This is a genomic window from Streptomyces sp. NBC_01363, from assembly GCF_026340595.1.
GTDB lineage: Bacteria > Actinomycetota > Actinomycetes > Streptomycetales > Streptomycetaceae > Streptomyces.
In genome coordinates, this window is the sequence record NZ_JAPEPF010000002.1 from 1808317 (window position 1) to 1825532 (window position 17216).

Genomic DNA, 17216 nt, shown 5'->3' on the forward strand with positions numbered 1-17216 from the left:
CCCGGTGGAGCCGCGTCAGTCGAAGAGCGTCAGCGCCACGCCGTCCGCGAGGTCGTCGGCGTAGACGGGCCTCTCGTCGATGCCCAGGGCCCGCATGAGATCCACGGTGACGACCCGGTGGCGGTGGCCGACACGGACGGTCTCGCACGGGAAGGTGCCGAGGCCGACCAGCCGGTACGCGGTACTCATGCACATGCCGAATGCCCGTGCAGCCGTTCCGAGGTCGACGCTCACCGGAAGGTCGAAGATCTCCCGGAAGGTCAGGGGTGTCCGGTCACGCTCGTTCATCCGCGCCTCCCCGGGCCGCGCAAGGACAGTGTTCCGACCCGGCGCCCCCGCCGGAGGCGGCGGGTGTCGCCGACGGTGTCGGCCAGGCCCCATTCCTGCGCCAGGGCCCCGACCCGGACGCCCTCGGCCCGGTCGGCCGGAACGGTGATCCGCAGGGGTGCGCAGAGGCCCGCGGGCCTTTCGGCACGTTCGAACTCCACCTGCCAGTGGCCGTCCGTGCCTGGGCGCGCCCCGGCCACCGCGTCGATGTCCTCCACCGCCGTCTCGGCACGCGCCCTGCGTGCTGTGTTCCAGCCTCGCGTGCACGCGGAGCGCAGCAGCACGGACCCGGGATCGGCGGTGTCCGGTCCCATCTCCCGAAGTGCTTCGAGGCAGGCCGTGGCCAGCTCGGCCTCGACATCCTCGCGAGCGGTGCCGAAGCGGTCCGCGATCCGGAACGCCGTGCGGCGCAGTCCGGGCACGGCCAGCCACACCGCGCACAGCGGCCAGCCGGAACGGTCGGCGTCGGCCTGTGCCAGAGCAACCGCCTGCTGCCACAGCGAAGTTCGTACGGCGGGGTCCGCCGAGCGGTCGTACAGGATCGGGCGCGCCTCCGCCGGGGAGAGCGGGACCCCCGCGGTGCCGGAGCCGTCTTCGAGCAGCAGTCCGGATGCCGGTTCCCTGCTCGTGAACTCCCTCTCGATGGAGTCGAACAGTCCGGGCCCAGAGAGTGATGCCATGGTCGTCCTCCTGATCAGTCGGTCCGCTGGGGCTGGTTCCTGCTGCGCCACTCGGCAAGGCAGCGTTCCGCGAGAGCCTTGCCCGGCATGGCATCGCCGCCCCGGTCGATCAGCAGGAGCAGGCGCAGGAACCCGTGCTGCCGGGAGTCGACGAGCCGTGCGAACAGCTCCTCGACGGCCGGATCCGGCGCCTCGTCCGGGCCGCGGCACCAGGCGAGCAGCGCGTCCCTCATCGACGGGTACGACGCGGCCTCGTTGAGCGCCCGCTGGACGAGTTCCGCGATGTCCGAGGCCGTCGTCGGCCCGGCGAGCATCCGGCCGCTGAACCAGATGTGGTCGAAGTCGACCAGGACGGGAAAGGTGAGAGAGGCCACCAGGGCCGCCGTGTCCTCGGCCTGTGTCCAGACGACCAGGTGACGCGTGATCGTTTCCCTGGTCTCCGAATCCCCCACCGCGAACCGCTGTATCAGCGTCTCCGCGACGGACAGGGCCACCGAGGTGTCCTCGGGGGCGTCGCCTCCCCTGTTCGCCACACCGTGCAGCAACATCAGTGCGTGTTCGGCCTCGACCCCGCCCACGTCGGAGCGACAGGCGTACGCGACGGCGCTGCGCAACACCGTTTCGGGCGCGTCGCTCCATTCCTGGAGCAGGTCGCGGACCTTGTGGGCGACCACGGGATCGAGCGCTGCCGTTCCCAGACACCGGGCGGCGACCTCGAAACCCGCGTGGCCCACGGTCAGGGCGAGCTCACGGACGAGTCCGAGTGTGCGCCCTCCGGTGCGCACGGCCATCCCGGCCATCGCACGACCGGCGCGCTCGATCTCCGTCGCTGTGGACCCCGTCCTGCCCAGCCAGTGGTGCAGCGGCGGCAGCAGATCGGCGTGTTCGCGACACACCACCTCCCACACCGCGTCGCCGACCGCCGGCCAGAAGAACGCGACGGGCTGCGGACCGTCGACGCCGAGACCGGGTACACGGTGCGCCCCGACGCCGCGCAGGATGTCCCCGAGGGGGCGTTGACGGACCAGACCGAACCCCTGGTTGCCCATCGGCTCCCGGAGACCGTGACCTGCGGGCCCGGGTTCCGGTCCGGGACTTGCCGAGGCCATCAGATCCGCGGCCCTCTCGACGACGATGCCACGGTCGAGTCCTCCGTACACAGAGACCGAGAACAGGTGACTCAGGAGCTCCGGATCGTGCTCCGCACGGGCCAGAAGTTCCTGGGCCTCCACCGAGGCGAGCCGGGCCAGCACCTCGGCCAGGCGCACCTCGCCCCCGGCACCGAGTCGGCCCACGGTTTCCGCCGCCCGCGCGGCGTACCCGGGCGGCAGCCCGGAGGGCAGGACCGAGGGAAGGAAGTCCGGTCCGAGCGGCTCCAGCATGCGGGCGCGGTCCCGCGCGTCGGGGCAGATGTCCGCGAGATGGGCGGCGAAGACCTCGGCCGGGTCGGGCGGCCGGTGGCGCACCACCTGGGCACCGAAGTCCCTCTCCAGGAACCGGGTCAGCCCCGGAACGTCCGGAAGCACGATGACCAGGCGCGCCTCCGCTTCCGCCAGGGCCGCCTCCAGATTGGACAGGTCCCAGGGCCTGAGCGCGAAGGGGTCGCCCGGCTCCGTCACCAGGTAGCCGTGCACCCCTTGCGGCCGGGGACGCCAGCGCGTCAGGTCCTCCGCCCCGTCGATCTGGACGAGTGCCGGGTCGTCGCATGGATGAGCGAGCAGATTGAGGGCCAGCGTCAGCCGGCCCGTACCCGGCTCGCCGACAAGGAGCAGGATGCCCGATTCGAGCGCGGCGAGACCCGCCTCGAAGGCCGGGGGCGGGACGAAGCGGCGCCGGGCGGCCTGGAGGTCCTTCGCCCGCACGGGCCCCTGACGTACCGGTACCACGGGACCGCCGCCGGCCACCGAGGAGCTGGACACATTGCGCTGATCGCCCTGCACCACACCGGTGTTGACCGTGCTGTGCGGAGCCAGCACCAACATCCGCTGATTCCGCTCCAGTTCGGGGAGCACGGCCTTGAGGGCACCGTCGACGGAGCTCGTGTCAGAGGTCATCGTCGGCTCCCCGGACGTAGTCACCGGACACCGCGATGTCGGTCACGTGTTGTCCGCCGTGGACGAGACCGGTGTTGATGACGCCCCGCGGGGCGTTCAGAGCGGTGTACGACCTCGCGGGAGCCGCCGGCCCGTCGTTGGTGGACCCGGCGCGTCGAAGGGACCGCAGCAGATCGCTCAGCCGTCCGAGCTCCTCCGGGGCGGGCGTGTATCCGGCGCGGTGCAGCGCATCGAGGACCGCTTCTTCTCCGTGGTCGTCCCGCTCCGGATCGCCGGTCCGGCCGGGCAGCGGGTGGGCGAGACCGAAGTCCGCCGGCCCATCGGCTCGCGGTGCGCGATGGGTGCCACCCACGTACTTGTCGTGTTCTCGCATGGCTCCTCCGGGAGAGGGCCGGCCGAGCCGAATGGCCGCCGGCGGTTTTCCTGGCGATTCGAGAATTCCGCGCCGTCGAGCTGCTCTCCGCTCTCGCAGTGCAGAAGAAATATGTCGGTCGTCACATTCCGAACATTCGATCTTTTGGTGGCGGTTGCGTGTCCCGGAGCGGCGAGTGAGAGCCTTTGCGTGACAAAGAAAGTCCGGAATGTCACAGGTAATCCAGCGTCGAAATGCAACTGCGCTTTCACGTGGCCGATTCAATAAAAAGAGGAATTTCTCATTCCGCTCCGGAAAGGAATGGGGCCGTCTACCGTGATCGCATGAGCGAACAGAATCGCATTTCTCCGGCACGGGTACTGCGGGAGCTCGTGCCCGCATCGGCATGGGAAGGGCTGGCAGGCTTTCCGCGGCGGCCGCATCCGGCGGGCGCGGTCCTGCTGCATCAGGGGGAGTCCGGATCGCATGTCCTTGCGCTACTTCGCGGCATCGTGAAGGTGGTGCGCGGGGATCGCGACGGCAGGGAGCGGCTGCTCGCCTTCCGAGGGCCGGGAGAAGTGCTGGGGGAGGTGGCGGTGCAGGACGGCGGAGTCAGGCTTGCCCATGTCCGGACTCTTAGCAGGTGTGAAGTATCTGTGATCCCCGCAGCTGCCTTCCGTGACTTCGTCACTCAGCACGACCTGGCATTTCAGCTCGCTCTGCATGCGGTGAGCCGACTGCGCGAGCAGACCCAGTCGTGCGAGGGCGACATCGATCAGCGGCTCGCGGCGACGTTGCTCCGTCTGATCGAGATCTCCGGAGCGCGTTCGTTCTCCCTCACCAGGGACGAGTTGGCGCAACACCTCGGAGTCGGCCGGAATTCTGTGACCAAGGTGCTGGAGCGGTTCGGATCCCATCGGGTGCGTTTCGGTAGGACGCGTATCGAAGTCCTCGACGAGGTGCACCTGAGTCGGTTGCTCAACCGTCGAGCCGCCACCTGAACGGGGACATGGCGTGGATCACCGGTCGTCTGCACCGCGGGAGCGGAACGCTCCCCGTCGCTCGGTGAAGCTCACGGGGCGCGGAGACGACGCACCACCACATTCCCGCCCCGCCGGCACGAGCCCCGGCGGAACCTCGAAGAGGAGCGACGATGCACGAACAGGACAACGGACTGCCCCGGGCCACCGCGGCGCCCTACACCCGCAGTCGCCCGCTGCCCCCGTACCGGGGAATCATCGCCGTGGACGCCAAGGACTTCACCGGCCTCCCCGCCATCGAGCACGAGGTCGTCAGCCGTACGGTGCCCGACCTGATCGGGACCTCATTGGACCGGGCAGGTCTGGCGGAGCTGTGGAACGACCGGAAGTTCCCCGCCTCCACCGGCGACGGTTACGTCCTGGGATTCGACCCGTCGTTGATGCCCTTCGTCATCCATCCCTGGCTGTTCACGCTTCAGGAAGTGCTGGCCGAGTTCAACATCCATGCTCTCGGGGCCCTGCCGATCAGGCTCCGTGTCAGCCTGCACGTCGGTCCCCTGCCGGACACCGGCGACGAGTTCGGAGGCAATGGGACGGTGCGCAACGACACCCACCGCCTGCTCGACTCCCGCCCGGTCAAAGCCGTGTTGGCGTCTTCCAGGGAGAACGTCACCCAGGTGGCGGCCATTCTGTCGGACCGCTGCTACCAGGACGCGGTCGCCAGCGGGTACACGGGACGTCATCCGGACCACTTCATCGAGGTGCCGGCAACGGTCGAGGGCAAGCGATTCGCCCAAAGGGCCTGGATCCATGTGCCGCTCCCCTCCGGACCACTGCACGACCTGCACATGACCGGCGACGCCGCGGGCGAGGGACATGGCACGGACGGCGACCAGGAGGGAACGGGAAGGCGCGATGCATCCGAAGGCGTACGGGTGGCGAACAGGGCCCCGAACGAAAACATCAACACCGGTACGGTGCACGGCGGTCAGCGTGTGACGGTGACCCGGCGCGGGACGGATGCCTGACGCTTGATCATTCCGCCGAGGTGGCCGTTTCTTCGTACCCCCTCACGAGTTCGGATCTCGTATCCTCCGCACTCGCCCGGCAGGGCGGACGGAGGGCCTCGCTGCTGGCGGAACTGGCGGCGGAGCTGGTCCCGTCGGCCGACCCCGACGAACAGGTCGCGCTCATGCAGAGCTGGCAGCTCACCGACTTCGACGGCTGCCGGCCCTGTCCCGGAGCCGCCGAACCGATCGAACGACTCGACGAACGGCAGTGGGCGGTGGTCACCTCCGGTTCCGGTCCTGTGGCCCGCGGCCGGCTGCGCGCCGCGGGCCTGCCGACCCCGAAGATCGTGATCACCGCCGACGACGTGGTCCGGGGCAAACCGGATCCCGAACCCTATCTGCGGGCGGCCGCCGAGCTGGGAGTGACCAGCGCGCAGTGCGTGGTCATAGAAGACGCCCCGTCCGGCGCGGCGGCCGGACTCGGCGCGGGCATGCGGTTGATCGCGGTGACGGACGCGGGCGCGGCCTGGCCCGACGCACTGGACGGGCCTGTCGTCCGGGTGGCCTCGTTGGACCGGATCGTGGTGGTCGGCGCCGGGCCGGAGCCGGTCGGCCTCCTGATCGAGACCGGCAGCGGCCCGCTCGCCGGGGGCGGGTGGTGAGCGCCCGCGGCAGCGGGGAACCGCCTCTGCGCCGACGCCAGGTCGTTGAAGACCGGTCAGGGAGTCGGGGTGGGGCCTCCGGGCCGGAACCGCTCCACCCCGACGATGTGCCGGACCTTGACCGGGCGCACGATCACCGCGACCCGCTGCTCCTCCGGCATGATCCACTCGAACCGTTCAACGCCCAGATACTTCCGGGCCAGCCGGTCCATCCGGTCATGCGCCTCCTCGCCCTCGATGAAGCGGGTCACCTCGCCACTGATCTGCACTCGGTCGAAGGGGTCGGCGGCGTCCGCGTGCGAGAGATAGACGCGGGGGTCGCGGCGGAGGTTTTCCTCCTTCACCCGGCCCACTGAGGTGTTGAATGTCAGCTCGCTCTCGCCTTCCAGATCCACCCACATCGGGCTGACCTGCGGCGACCCGTCGGCGAACACAGTGCCGATGTACCAGATATGGGCGCCCTGCAGTCGCGCGCGAACGGCTTCGTCGAAAGTCGCAGTCATCCTTGGAGGCTACCAACCATGATCGACGGGACGGCTTCGGAAGTCGTGGGCTTCGCCGAGCCTCGTTCCTGTCCGCCTGCGTTCGGAGCGTTGTGATTCCGCGGCATCCGTCGACAGTGCACTGCCGTCCGACTCAGGGAGCCAACCGTCAGGGAGTGCCGAATGCTGCGCACCATGGGCAAGTCCAAGATCTGGTGCTTCGCCATCTGTACAGGTCAGAGGCATGATGCGGCCGCTCGGGTCAGCAAATGGTCAGTATCGGGTGCGGAGGCGACCCGGCTTGCTGACCTGGTGACCGCCGCTGCGGGGCCTGGGCGCAGTGGCCTGGCTCCCGCTCGGAAGGTTTGCTTCGTGGCTCGACAGCTCGCTCGCAAGGTCGAGCTGGTGTGACAGGTCGTCGTCCAGGAGGCCGCCCGCCCTGGAACAGGGAGCCCTTGGCGGATGTCCAGCGGTGATCAGGCCGTAGTGCGTGGTCGTGTTGTCGTGACCGGTCGGATGGTCAGGCCGGTCCGAGCAACGACACGGCATCACGGGTGGGCGGCAACCGGGCCTGAGGAGCCCGTGCCGCCCAGCGTGGCGGTCAATGTCTCGTCGTCACTTGGTGAAGACGAGACTGACGTTGTGTCCGCCGAACCCGAACGAGTTGGCCAACGCAGCAGACCACTGACCGGTGCGGCGCTCACCACGCACCACGTCCAGTTCCACGCGCGGGTCGAGTTCGTCGAGGTTGCGTGTGGCCGGCACCATGCCGTCCTTGAGCGCGAAGAGAGCGGTCATGGCGCCAACCGTTCCGGACGCGCCCATCATGTGACCTGTCATCGACTTCGTCGCCGTCACCGCGGCGTGGCTGCCGATCACTCGGCCGATCGCCTCGGCCTCCGCCAGGTCACCGGACTCCGTCGAGGTGGCGTGGGCGTGCACGACCCCGATGTCCGCCGGGGCCAGGCCGGCGTCGCGCAGCGCCAGTTCCATGGCGTAGGCCTGGCCTGCCGCGTCGGAGGCCGTGATGTGGTTCGCGCTCGAGCTCACGGCGCTGCCGGCCAGCGTGCCGTGGGCACGTGCTCCGCGGGTTCGGGCGAACTCGGCGCGTTCGAGCACCATCATGCCCGCGCCCTCGCCCATGACGAACCCGGACCGCTTGACGTCGAACGGGCGGGACACGGTCTCCGGGGCCACGGACTGCGTGGACAGGGCCTTCATCTGGGCGAATGCCGCGATGGTGAAGGGGTGCAGGCATGCCTCCACCCCGCCTGCGACGACCACGTCCGCCCGCCCGCTGCGGATCAGATCCTGCCCCAGGGCGAGGGCCTCCGCCCCGGACGCACAGGCACTCACCAGAGTCCTGGCGCCTCCCTTCGCGCCCAGGTCCATGCTCACCCAGGCAGCCGGCCCGTTGGGCATCAGCATGGGGACCGCGAACGGCGAGAGCCGGCGAATCCCGGCGCGTTCGAAGATGTCGTCCTGCCCCAGCGTGGTGAGGACACCACCGGTCCCGGTACCGATGACGACGGCAAGTCGTTCCGGCTCGACCTGCGGAGCACCGGCGTCCTGCCAGGCTTCGCGCGCACTGAGGATGGCGACCTGCTCACCACGGTCCAGCTTCCTGGCCTCCGTCCTCGGAAGCAGGGAGGCAGGGTCCACCGTGAGCCCGGCCGCAACGTGCACGGGCAGGTCCGCGGCCCACTCCTCCTCCAGGAAACGCACCCCCGACTTACCGTCCAGCAGCCCCCACCACGACGACGGCGCATCGGCTCCCAGTGGCGTCATCGCACCGACACCCGTCACCAGCACACGACCGTTACGGGTCACACGAGCCTCCTTGAATTGTGCAGACCACATAGTTCATGGCTTGCCCTCATGGGGATCATGCCAGCGCTCAGAAGGAAAATCAGAGTAAGAGTCGACCGAGTCGAAAGCGAGAAATTGTCCTCTTCCAACAATTACTGAGGTTGAAGTCGTGGAGTCGCGTCGTCGCTCAGGCGGGTCTGATGGTCAGGCCCGTCCCGGCGAGGCAGCCGTCTATGAGGTCGCTGCGGTACTGGATGTGCCGCAGGCCGCGTCGGATGCGCTGGACGAGGTGTTCGCAAGTGCTGAAGGCGACGTTGGAGAGCCGGCCGCGTCGCAGGAGCGACCAGATCCCTTCGACGGGGTTGAGGTCGGGTGCGTAGGTCGGGAGCTGGTAGATGGTCGGTCAGTCCCGGGCGGAAGCGAACTCCCGCAGGCCGGCAGCCTTGTGAACGTTGAGGTTGTACCGGATGAGCACGATCGGGCCGCCGAGCCGCTGATGTGCGGCGATCAGCAGGTCCTGGCGGTCGCACCGGGAGAAGCTCTTGCCGTCGTCGCGGCGGCCGTCGTCCCGGCGGGGCCGGAGGATCAGCCGGGACCGGTGGCCAGGTTTGTAGCAGGTCGGCGCGGCAATCGATATCCGTCTGCGGGAACGGCCACGGACCCGCGCAACCGGGGTCCGACCGCGTCGTGACCAGGTCTTGGCGTGCGGCGGCGTCATGGAGAAGCCGGCGTCGTCCTCGAAGACGAGCCAGGCTCCACGGGTCGCCGCGCGTCTTCCGCGCAGGGCCACACCCTCTTGACCGAGCCGGCCACCGCCTCGTCGTCCCGCTCCATCGCGCGTCGGGCCGGGACCTGGCAGGACCAGCCGTTGCGCACCAGCATCTTGCGCACGCCCTGGATCGTGCAGGTCAGGTCGAGACGTCGGCCGATCACCGTCTTGATCCGCGCCGACGTCCACCGCTGGTCCTCCCGGCCGTGCGCGCCCGGCCCCTTGGTCGGCTCCGCCTCCAACTGCGCGAACTGCTTCTCACTCGGCCTCGGCAGCGACGCCGGCCCCTGCGACCGCAGGGCCCCAGGACCGCCCTCCTCCCACAGGTGCCGCCACCGCTGCACTGACCGGACACTGACCCGCAAGTCCTTGGCGATCACCGAGCCCGCCTCGCCCCTGACGAACCGTTCCGCAGCCTGAAGCCGTAACTCCTCACGGAACTGCTGCCGTTCGGCGGTCAACCCGCCACCCTGTGGATGCCGCATGGTCCGGTGATTCCGCAGAGAGGTACAGCCCGTCAGCCCCTACGACACCACGAGTTCAACCTCAGTAACCGGCGGGCCGCTGCTATGTTGCCGCGCCGCTTCGGCCCCTCTGAACCCCTCCACAATCGCCTGACGATGTGTCAGAAGAGTCGGCAAGTGGTCAGCGCGAGTCCCGAAGAACCTGGGGAATGCTGCCTGCGGCGACGACGCCCGCCGGGCCCACGCGGCCCTGCTCCGGCTGCGCAGCGGGGCGCACGACGAGGAGTTCCGCCGCGCCTGTCTCGCGGACACGGCCGAGTGGTACCCGGACATGGCGAGGACCCCCGATCTCGTCCTCCCCCTGGACCACCACGACGACGTCGCCCGCCGCGCGAAGGAGGCCGGCGAGCTGTGGCCCCACCTGGTCGCGGTCCCCGACCGTGGTCGCTTCCTCCTTGCCCAGCTCCTGTGGTGCCCCACGGCCGAGCACGCCCAACGGCTCACGGAGCTCTCCACACGCGCCCAGCGCCGACAACTCGCGCTCGTGGGGGAGATAGCGGAGAGGGAACCGCAGAGGGCGGTGTGAGGCGTGGCCCCGGGGCGGGTGAGCCGATCGGGCCCGTCCGTCCCCCCACCTCCGCTCGGGGCACGCGGTGGCGCGCGTGTGCCGCGTTTGCTCAGGGCTTGTCCAGGGGCTGCTCAGTGGCGTCCACCAGGGGCGGAGGGGGCCTGTGCGATGTTTGACTACATCAGGTAGCAGGCGAGAAGGGCGGATTCCCATGGCTGAACAGCCCGCTGTGAGCGTCGGCGGCGTCACGTACCGGGTGACTCCCGAGTACTTGGCCAACGCCTCCAGTAGCACGGCCCGCACTGCGACCGAGATCGCGGGGCAACTCGCGGAGCTCAAGGCGTACGTGACGAGCCTGGAGGCGAACTGGCAGGGCATCGCCCACACCCAGTTCCAGACCCTCATGGCCGAGTACGACGTCTACGCGCGGATGCTCCACGACGCGCTGGAGGGCATTTCCAAGGGCCTCCAGGGCAACTACGTGAACTACAAGGAATCCGAACAGCAGAACCTCAACAACCTCGCCGCGCTCGGCCAGGACGTGCCGAAGATCCCGTCAGGGACCAACTTCAACTGATTTGCCGCCCCGGCCGGTTCGCGCACACCGCCCCCGGCGGTCCGCGCGCGGCCACCGGGCCGGGCGCATCCGAGGAGGAGCCATGGCCGATATCGACGGCACACCGATCTACGTCGGTGAGGGACTCGCCGCCGCGGGCGGCACGCTCAACGCCAGGGCCGGGGAGATCTCCGGTGAACTCCAGGCGCTCAAGTCGCAGCTCGCGCCGCTCGCCGACGCCTGGCGCGAGAGCCAGGCCGCGACGTACTACCAGGATCTCCAGAACGAGTGGGACCTGGCCGCCGACGGCCTCTTCGGGCCCGACGGCGTGCTCGGCCGCATCGCGCAGGCCATGCATGTCAACTGGAACAACTACAGTGACGCCGAGTGGTCGAACATGTCGACCTGGCGGCACTGAACCCACCGCGGCCCGCGGGCCGGTGGCCTCGTACGCCCACACCGAGGCGGCCTCGTACGCCCCACACCGAAGGAAACGTCCGTGCCCGATGAACGCTGCCGGGTTACCGTGGTCGGCGAGCGCAGGCGCGTCGACCTCGCGCTTCCCGCGCAGGCCCCCATCGCCGAGTACACCCCCCGGCTCGCCACCCTGTGCGGCCAGCCCGAGCCCGAGGACCTGGCTCCGGTCTGGTCGCTCGCCGAGTCGGGCGGCCTGCCCCTCGCCCCTGGCGTCTCGCTGGCGGCGGCGGGCATCCTCGACGGCGCCGTGCTCTACCTGCGCGACCAGCGTGCCTCCGAACGCGAGGAGTTGAGCGTCACCGACCTCGACGAGCAGGTCGCGGAGGCCCGGGGGGACGGCTCGCTGTGGAGCGCCCGCCGCCGTGCCCAGAGCGTCGTGCTCGCCGGGCTGTTCGTCATGTTCGCCTCGGCGGTGTGGCTCGGCGCGTACCGGCTCTCCGGCGCCTCCGCCGCCCTCGTCGCGGTCGCGGCGCTGGGCAGCGCGCTCCTCGCCTGGTACGCCACCCGCAAGAACTGGCCGCTGCCGCTCGCCGTGCGGCGGCTCGTCGCGCTCGCCGCCTGCCCGTTGATGGCCTGCGCGGGGCTCGGCGCCCCGGTGCACGGGCCCGTCGCGACACCCGTGCTCGTCGCGGGTACGGCCGTGATCGGCGCGCTCGCCGGGCTCCTCGCGCTGCCCTCGGCCGCCACCGTGCTGCTCCAGCTGTTCACGCTCGTCGCCGCGGCGTTCGTGGTCCCGCTGACCGTCCTGCACGCCGGTCTCGCCGGTTCCGCCGCCGTGGTCGCGACGGTGCTGTTCCTGCTCGCCGGGCTCCTGCCCCGGGTCACCAGCCAGATCGCGGTGCTCGTCCCCTCGGGGCGGGACACCGGCGCCGCCGTGATCGACTCCACCGACGTCGCGGACATCGTCCGCCGCGGCAACCGGCTGCTGACCACGCTCAGCGCCGTGTCCGCCGCCGGTCTGGCCGCCGCGCTGCTCGTCCTCGCCGCACACGACGACGTCTACGGCCTCGCGCTCGCCGCTTGCGTGAGCCTCGGCCTGCTTCTCCACGCTGGGACCGTCCGGGTGCTCAGCGCCGTCGCCCCCCAGCTCGCGGCCGGTGTCGTGGGACTGCTGGCGCTCGCCGTGCGCGTCCCCGAGTACGCCCTCGACTCGCGGACGGCCGGGCCGCTGGCCGCCTTCCTCGCCGGGCTCGTCCTGCTCGCCTGCGGTCTCTTCCTCGCCTTCGGCGCGGCCCTGCGCCCCGTCGAGCAGGAGCGCCCGAGCTGGCCGGGCGGCCTCGCGACCTTCCTCGCGGTCGCCTGCGTACCGCTCGCCGGTGGGGTCTTCGGCCTCTTCGACAAGCTGGCCAACCTCGGGAGCAGCCTGTGACGGGCCGTCAGGGGCACGGCTTTCCCGTACCTTCCCCGTCAGCCGCCCCGTCCGGCGGCCACCGGACGGGGGCCCGGCGGTGGCAGGCGCGGTGAGGCTCGCCGCGGAGCGCGTGGCGCCCGGGAGCTGGGGCGGCCACCGCACGATCGGGGCGGCGGTACGGGCGGCGAAGCCCGGCGCCGTGATCACCGTCCAGGCCGGTACCTACACCGAGAGCCTGGTGCTCGACAAGGACGTCAGCCTCGTCGCCAAGGGCACCGTGCGGCTCGTCGCCGCCCGGGGGCCCGCCCTCACCGTGCACGCGGGCCGCGCCGAGGTGCGGGGCTTCGCCCTCGAATCCGACGTTCCCCGGGACCCCGTCGTCCTGCTGCGCGGCGGCGAGCCGGTGCTGCGCGACTGCGAGATCACCGGCGGGCGCGTCGAGATCGCCGGGACGACGACCGCCCGGCTCGGCGGCTGCACCGTGCGGCGCGCCGGGGCGGCGGCGGTCCGCCTGACCGGCACCGGCCACGCCGTCCTGGAGGACGTGACGCTCGCCGGGTGCACCGGTGAGGGCCTGCGCGTGGAGGACGAGGCACGGGCCGAGGTCTCCGACTCCCTGATCGACGGAGTCACCGGGCACGGTGTCCTGGTGAGCGGCGGGGCGCACGTACGCCTGAGCCGCTGCGAGGTGCGCGCCAGCGGCGAGTCGGCCGTCCTCGTCGGCGGCCACGCCACCGCGAGCCTCGACGAGTGCCGCCTCCACGGGGCGGGCGGCCAGGGCCTGTGGACGCGCGGCACGGCGGGCCGTCGCGCCCCCGCGGCAGAGGGCGCCGCGCACGAGGCCGGGGACCCGGGCCACGGGGTGCGGCTGCGGGACTGCGAGATCTTCCGCACCGCCGGTGCCGGGGTCCTCGCGGAGGACGGCAGCGCGGTCCGCCTCCACGGCTGCCACGTGCACCACACCGAGGGCGCCGCCGTGCTCGTCACGGGCGGGGCCGGTGGCGAACTCGTCTCCGTACGGGCCGTCGACTGCGCCGACAGCGCCCTCGTCGTGAGCGCCGCCGGGCAGGTCACCGCGCGGGACTGCACCTTCGCCCGTACCGGCGCCAACGGCGTCTACGCGGTGGGCGAGCCGGACCTCGCACTGACCGGCTGCACCGTGCGCGACACCGCCTACACGGCCGTCCACCTGGGCGGCTCGGCACGCCTGAGCGCCGGCGACTGCACCGTCACCGGCACCCCCGAGTACGGTCTACGGGTCACCGCGCGCGCCGAACTCCTCGCGACGGGCTGCGAGGTGAGCGGCGCCGAACTCGCCGGGGTGGTGGTCGAGGACGGCGACGCCGCCCTGCGCGACTGCCGAGTCTCCGGCGGCCGGGACGGTGTCCGGCTGCGCACCAGCCACCGCCCGCTGCTCGCGCGGTGCGCGATCGAGGGCAGCGCCGAGACGGGCGTCAGGGTCGGCCCGGGGACCGGTGCCCGGCTGGAGAACGTGACCGTCACCGGCAGCGGCGGCGCGGGCCTGCTCCTCGAAGAGGACAGCACGGCCGTGATCGAGGACGGCACCGTGGACGCCCCCGGCGGCAGCGGCGTCGTCGTCCGCGCCGGTGCCAAGGCCGAGGTGCGCGGCCTCACCGTCGAGGGGGCGGCGAAGAACGCGCTCTACGTCGACGAGGGCGGCGCGGGCCGCTACGAGGACTGCCGGCTCACCGGCAGCCGCTTCCCCGCCGTCTACGCCGCCGCCCGCTCCCGCGTCCTGCTGCGCCGCTGCACCGTCACCGGCACCGAGACCGACCTGCTGCGCGCCGAGGACGCCGAGGTGCGCGCCGAGGACTGCCACGTCGAGGACGTCGCGGAGCCGCTGCTGCCCTCGCTCGCGTCGCCGGGCGAGGCGCGCGCCGTCCTCACGGCCGTGCCCGCGCACCGCGCCCCCGCGAGGACCGGGCCGGGCGAGGACGAGGAGGGCGCTCGCGACCCCGAGGAGGCCGCGGCCAAACTCGCCGGACTCCACGCCGAACTCGACCGCCTGGTCGGGCTCGACGGCGTCAAGCGCGAGGTGCTGACGCTGACCAGGCTCATGCAGATGGTCAAGGTGCGCCAGGACGCCGGGCTCGCCCCGCCGCCGCTCAGCCGCCACCTCGTCTTCGCGGGGAACGCCGGTACCGGCAAGACCACCGTCGCCCGGCTCTACGGCGGCTTCCTCGCCGCCCTCGGCCTGCTCAGCCGCGGTCACCTCGTGGAGACCGACCGCGGCGACCTCGTCGGCGAGTACGTGGGCCACACGGCGCCCCGCACGACCGCCGTCTTCAAGCGCGCCCTCGGCGGGGTCCTCTTCATCGACGAGGCGTACTCCCTCGTCCCGCAGGGGCAGATGACGGACTTCGGCTCCGAGGCCGTCGCGACGCTCGTCAAGCTCATGGAGGACCACAGGGACGAGGTCGTCGTCATCGTCGCGGGCTACCCGAGCGAGATGGACCGGCTCCTCGGCTCCAACGCGGGCCTCGCCTCGCGCTTCACCCGCACCCTCCACTTCGACGACTACTCCCCGCCCGAACTGGTGCGCATCGTGCAGTACCAGGCCGCGCGGCACGAGTACACCTGCGCGCCCGAGACCGTGGAAGCGTTGCACGACTACTTCGAGACCCTGCCGCGCGGCGAGCGCTTCGGCAACGGGCGCAGCGCTCGGCAGGTCTTCCAGCGGATGACCGAGCGGCACGCCGCGCGCGTCGCGGAACTCGATCTCAGCCCCGCCGGACTGGCCGCCGCCGAGCCCGACCTGCTCACGACGCTGCGGACGGCCGACCTCCCGCCCGAGGGCGCGCTGTGACCGGCGCGCCCCTTCCCCCCGCGCGCGTCCCGTACGCCGCGCCGCGACCGCAGACCCCGGAGGACCGGGGGAGAGGCAGGTGTGCCACGGATGGCTGAGGAGATCACGTTCGAGGAGTTCAAGGCGGACCTCGCCGAACTGAGGGACACGCTCGGCTACGTGCGCAAGGCGTCCGGGCTGGTCACCGAACTCATGCAGGAGATCGACCACGCCATGAAGGGCGTCGGCGAGCACTGGAACACCCCGGCCTACGGGACCTTCGACGAGATCGAGTCCTGGTTCCACAAGTGCCAGCACGACCTGGAGCGGGTCCTCGCCGACATCGTCGTCAAGATGCAGACGAGCTACGACAACTACCACGCCGCCGAGGAACAGAACGAGAAGAACCTGCACGGCGGGGGCTCCCATGGCTGAGCGCTCGCACCGCGCCGCCGGTACGGCCGTGCCGCGCGGGGCGCTCGCCGTGCCCGGGGCGCCGCTGCCCGTACGGCCGCGAGCGGGCGCCGTGCCGCGCCGCCGCCCCGCGCGGCACGCGGGGCGGGGCGGGGCCGGGCACGCGCCCCGCTCAACCGGCGGGCGGCGGCGGGAAGCGCGACTCGCGGTCGGTGTGCGCGTACACCTGCCCGGAGTGGTTGAGCAGGGCGATGTACTCGCCGAACTTCTCCAGCGCCGAGCCCACCTGAAGCAGCGCGCGCTCCATCGCCGGGTTCATCTCGGCGGCGAACTCCCGGGCGGCCGGGGCGAAGGGGTTGTCCGAGTCCTCTTGCGGCGGCTTGTAGCCGCTGGCCAGGCTCGTGTGCCCCTCACCGGTGTCGGCCTTGTCCTTCGCGGTCTGGCCGAAGACGGTGTCCTTGACCGAGGCGACGTGCGCGCGCACCTCCTCGTACTTCGCGACCGCCTCGCGCGCCTCGACGAGCATGGACTTCTCCGCCGTGCGCAGCGAGGCGAGGTCCACGCGCAGGCTTCCGGAGGGCGGTCCCGGCTTCGGCTCGGGGGGATTGGAGCCGCTGCTGTTGACGTCCTTCGGGTCGAGATTGAAGGAGGGCGGGGTGTCCCAGGCGACCTTGTCCTCCGGGACCAGGCCGCTGAGGTCCTTGCCGTTGTCGGCACTCGGCTCCGGGTCCTTGCCGTCGGCCGGTTCCTCCGGCTCGGGCAGGGGCGTCGTGTCGTACTTGGAATCTATCGGGCCGCTCACGGTCTCTCCCTCGTCTGTCCGGCACCGTCCCGGTGGCACGCCGACCGGGGACCGGTCCCCGGGAACTCTGTCAGGTTTATCACTTGTGTGCGGAATTGTCAGTGCGGACGCGGTGGCGAGTACGGGAACAAGTCCCGTACCGGGCACCGGGTTTCGCCGGAAAGGTGCGTCATGGCCGATAACGGCAAGACCGACTACGACACCTCCCTCCTAGACGTCTCCCCCCAGGGGATGGCGTCCTCGGCCAAGCGGCTCCTCGACCTGAGCAAGGAGGTCTCGGAGACCACCCAGGCCATCGGCGACCGGATCTTCGGGCTGCGCCTGCGCTGGGAGGGCAAGGCAGCCGCCGACGCCCAGGCCGTCGTGGACGAGTGGAACCGCGTGATGCGCGAGCTGTTCGGCTTCAAGGACGACCCGACGCCCGCCGTCCTGCCCACCCTCGCCGACGGCGTCGGGAGCGCCGAGCACAACTACAGCCTCGCCGAGGACGGCATCACCGGCGCCTTCGGCAAGTTCCACGACGCGCTGACCGGCGGCGGGGACGGGGAGGACCCCAAGGACACCCCGCCCGGCGCGGAGACCGACACCAACAAGACGGCGATCACCATGACCTTCCCCCACTGAGCCGCGGCGCCCGCGCCCCCACGACCGCG

The 17216-nt window shown here is 71.3% G+C and carries 18 protein-coding genes and 1 pseudogene; 10 read left to right on the forward strand and 9 right to left on the reverse strand.

The window, feature by feature from the left end:
* Positions 1-15 precede the first annotated feature (15 nt).
* From OG611_RS35965 to OG611_RS35980, 4 genes are read right to left on the reverse strand one after another with little or no spacing between them, the layout of a single operon-like run.
* Positions 16-288, reverse strand: a complete 273-nt coding sequence (locus OG611_RS35965; RefSeq protein ID WP_266429997.1) for a DNA-binding protein — start codon at positions 286-288, stop codon at positions 16-18.
* Complete coding sequence (locus OG611_RS35970) at positions 285-1007, reverse strand: hypothetical protein (protein WP_266430000.1); 723 nt, start codon at positions 1005-1007, stop codon at positions 285-287. The genes OG611_RS35965 and OG611_RS35970 overlap by 4 nt, the downstream gene beginning before the upstream one ends.
* A 14-nt stretch (positions 1008-1021) precedes the next feature.
* Positions 1022-3061 carry a hypothetical protein gene (locus tag OG611_RS35975; protein ID WP_266430003.1) on the reverse strand — a complete coding sequence of 680 codons (2040 nt, stop codon included), beginning with the start codon at positions 3059-3061 and terminating at the stop codon, positions 1022-1024.
* The gene (locus OG611_RS35980) at positions 3051-3434 is read right to left on the reverse strand and encodes a hypothetical protein (RefSeq protein ID WP_266430006.1); all 384 of its coding nucleotides are present in this window, start codon (positions 3432-3434) and stop codon (positions 3051-3053) included. The genes OG611_RS35975 and OG611_RS35980 overlap by 11 nt, the downstream gene beginning before the upstream one ends.
* 323 nt (positions 3435-3757) lie before the next feature.
* Between OG611_RS35980 and OG611_RS35985 the strand changes: the two genes are divergently transcribed.
* The 3 genes from OG611_RS35985 to OG611_RS35995 all read left to right on the forward strand — a co-directional run bounded on the left by OG611_RS35985 (position 3758) and on the right by OG611_RS35995 (position 6065).
* A complete protein-coding gene (locus OG611_RS35985; RefSeq protein ID WP_266430009.1) occupies positions 3758-4414 on the forward strand; it encodes a Crp/Fnr family transcriptional regulator in 657 nt (218 codons plus the stop codon).
* 152 nt (positions 4415-4566) lie between these two features.
* Positions 4567-5421, forward strand: a complete 855-nt coding sequence (locus tag OG611_RS35990; RefSeq protein WP_266430012.1) for a hypothetical protein — start codon at positions 4567-4569, stop codon at positions 5419-5421.
* Between the two features lie 20 nt (positions 5422-5441).
* The gene (locus OG611_RS35995; RefSeq protein ID WP_266430015.1) at positions 5442-6065 is read left to right on the forward strand and encodes an HAD-IA family hydrolase; all 624 of its coding nucleotides are present in this window, start codon (positions 5442-5444) and stop codon (positions 6063-6065) included.
* A 56-nt stretch (positions 6066-6121) separates the two neighbouring features.
* Here OG611_RS35995 and OG611_RS36000 read toward each other — a convergent pair whose 3' ends face one another.
* From OG611_RS36000 to OG611_RS36015, 4 genes and pseudogenes are all read right to left on the reverse strand, one after another.
* Positions 6122-6568, reverse strand: coding sequence for a TIGR03618 family F420-dependent PPOX class oxidoreductase (locus OG611_RS36000; RefSeq protein ID WP_266430017.1), 447 nt, complete (start codon positions 6566-6568; stop codon positions 6122-6124).
* A gap of 594 nt (positions 6569-7162) precedes the next feature.
* A complete protein-coding gene (locus OG611_RS36005) occupies positions 7163-8377 on the reverse strand; it encodes a beta-ketoacyl synthase (protein WP_266430019.1) in 1215 nt (404 codons plus the stop codon).
* A gap of 166 nt (positions 8378-8543) precedes the next feature.
* Positions 8544-9074 (reverse strand): annotated as a pseudogene (locus OG611_RS36010) (transposase).
* The gene (locus tag OG611_RS36015; protein WP_266430020.1) at positions 9071-9610 is read right to left on the reverse strand and encodes a winged helix-turn-helix domain-containing protein; all 540 of its coding nucleotides are present in this window, start codon (positions 9608-9610) and stop codon (positions 9071-9073) included. Before OG611_RS36015 ends, OG611_RS36010 begins: the two are co-directional and overlap by 4 nt.
* Before the next feature lie 310 nt (positions 9611-9920).
* Here OG611_RS36015 and OG611_RS36020 point away from each other — a divergent pair, with 310 nt between their 5' ends.
* The 6 genes from OG611_RS36020 (at position 9921) to OG611_RS36045 (ending at position 15782) form a co-directional block, all read left to right on the forward strand.
* Complete coding sequence (locus tag OG611_RS36020) at positions 9921-10175, forward strand: hypothetical protein (RefSeq protein WP_266430022.1); 255 nt, start codon at positions 9921-9923, stop codon at positions 10173-10175.
* 193 nt (positions 10176-10368) lie between these two features.
* Entirely contained in the window at positions 10369-10734 is a 366-nt protein-coding gene (locus OG611_RS36025) for a WXG100 family type VII secretion target (protein ID WP_266430025.1), read from the forward strand.
* An 82-nt stretch (positions 10735-10816) separates the two neighbouring features.
* Positions 10817-11131: a WXG100 family type VII secretion target gene (locus OG611_RS36030; protein WP_093545736.1), complete on the forward strand. Its 315-nt coding sequence runs from the start codon at positions 10817-10819 to the stop codon at positions 11129-11131.
* 81 nt (positions 11132-11212) lie between these two features.
* Entirely contained in the window at positions 11213-12559 is a 1347-nt protein-coding gene (locus tag OG611_RS36035) for an EsaB/YukD family protein (protein ID WP_266430032.1), read from the forward strand.
* Between the two features lie 79 nt (positions 12560-12638).
* On the forward strand, positions 12639-15368 hold the full coding sequence (locus OG611_RS36040; protein WP_266430034.1) for a right-handed parallel beta-helix repeat-containing protein: 2730 nt from the start codon (positions 12639-12641) through the stop codon (positions 15366-15368).
* Between the two features lie 90 nt (positions 15369-15458).
* A complete protein-coding gene (locus OG611_RS36045; protein ID WP_266430036.1) occupies positions 15459-15782 on the forward strand; it encodes a WXG100 family type VII secretion target in 324 nt (107 codons plus the stop codon).
* Between the two features lie 151 nt (positions 15783-15933).
* On the opposite strand, the gene OG611_RS36050 is transcribed toward OG611_RS36045, so the two are convergent.
* Entirely contained in the window at positions 15934-16563 is a 630-nt protein-coding gene (locus OG611_RS36050; protein WP_266430037.1) for a hypothetical protein, read from the reverse strand.
* 171 nt (positions 16564-16734) lie between these two features.
* On the opposite strand from OG611_RS36050, the gene OG611_RS36055 reads away from it, so the two are divergent.
* Positions 16735-17187 (forward strand): WXG100 family type VII secretion target, encoded by a 453-nt coding sequence (locus tag OG611_RS36055; protein WP_266430039.1) that lies wholly within the window; start codon positions 16735-16737, stop codon positions 17185-17187.
* Positions 17188-17216 lie beyond the last annotated feature (29 nt).

What these genes read in the sequence shown, in the direction of transcription:
- OG611_RS35980 (WP_266430006.1), bottom strand. Translation starts at nt 3,434, where the DNA reads ATGCGAGAACACGACAAGTACGTGGGTGGCACCCATCGCGCACCGCGA.
- OG611_RS35990 (WP_266430012.1), top strand. Translation starts at nt 4,567, where the DNA reads ATGCACGAACAGGACAACGGACTGCCCCGGGCCACCGCGGCGCCCTAC.
- OG611_RS36000 (WP_266430017.1), bottom strand. Translation starts at nt 6,568, where the DNA reads ATGACTGCGACTTTCGACGAAGCCGTTCGCGCGCGACTGCAGGGCGCC.
- OG611_RS35970 (WP_266430000.1), bottom strand. Translation starts at nt 1,007, where the DNA reads ATGGCATCACTCTCTGGGCCCGGACTGTTCGACTCCATCGAGAGGGAG.
- OG611_RS35975 (WP_266430003.1), bottom strand. Translation starts at nt 3,061, where the DNA reads ATGACCTCTGACACGAGCTCCGTCGACGGTGCCCTCAAGGCCGTGCTC.
- OG611_RS36045 (WP_266430036.1), top strand. Translation starts at nt 15,459, where the DNA reads ATGGCTGAGGAGATCACGTTCGAGGAGTTCAAGGCGGACCTCGCCGAA.
- OG611_RS35965 (WP_266429997.1), bottom strand. Translation starts at nt 288, where the DNA reads ATGAACGAGCGTGACCGGACACCCCTGACCTTCCGGGAGATCTTCGAC.
- OG611_RS36055 (WP_266430039.1), top strand. Translation starts at nt 16,735, where the DNA reads ATGGCCGATAACGGCAAGACCGACTACGACACCTCCCTCCTAGACGTC.
- OG611_RS35985 (WP_266430009.1), top strand. Translation starts at nt 3,758, where the DNA reads ATGAGCGAACAGAATCGCATTTCTCCGGCACGGGTACTGCGGGAGCTC.
- OG611_RS36015 (WP_266430020.1), bottom strand. Translation starts at nt 9,610, where the DNA reads ATGCGGCATCCACAGGGTGGCGGGTTGACCGCCGAACGGCAGCAGTTC.
- OG611_RS36025 (WP_266430025.1), top strand. Translation starts at nt 10,369, where the DNA reads ATGGCTGAACAGCCCGCTGTGAGCGTCGGCGGCGTCACGTACCGGGTG.
- OG611_RS36030 (WP_093545736.1), top strand. Translation starts at nt 10,817, where the DNA reads ATGGCCGATATCGACGGCACACCGATCTACGTCGGTGAGGGACTCGCC.
- OG611_RS36020 (WP_266430022.1), top strand. Translation starts at nt 9,921, where the DNA reads ATGGCGAGGACCCCCGATCTCGTCCTCCCCCTGGACCACCACGACGAC.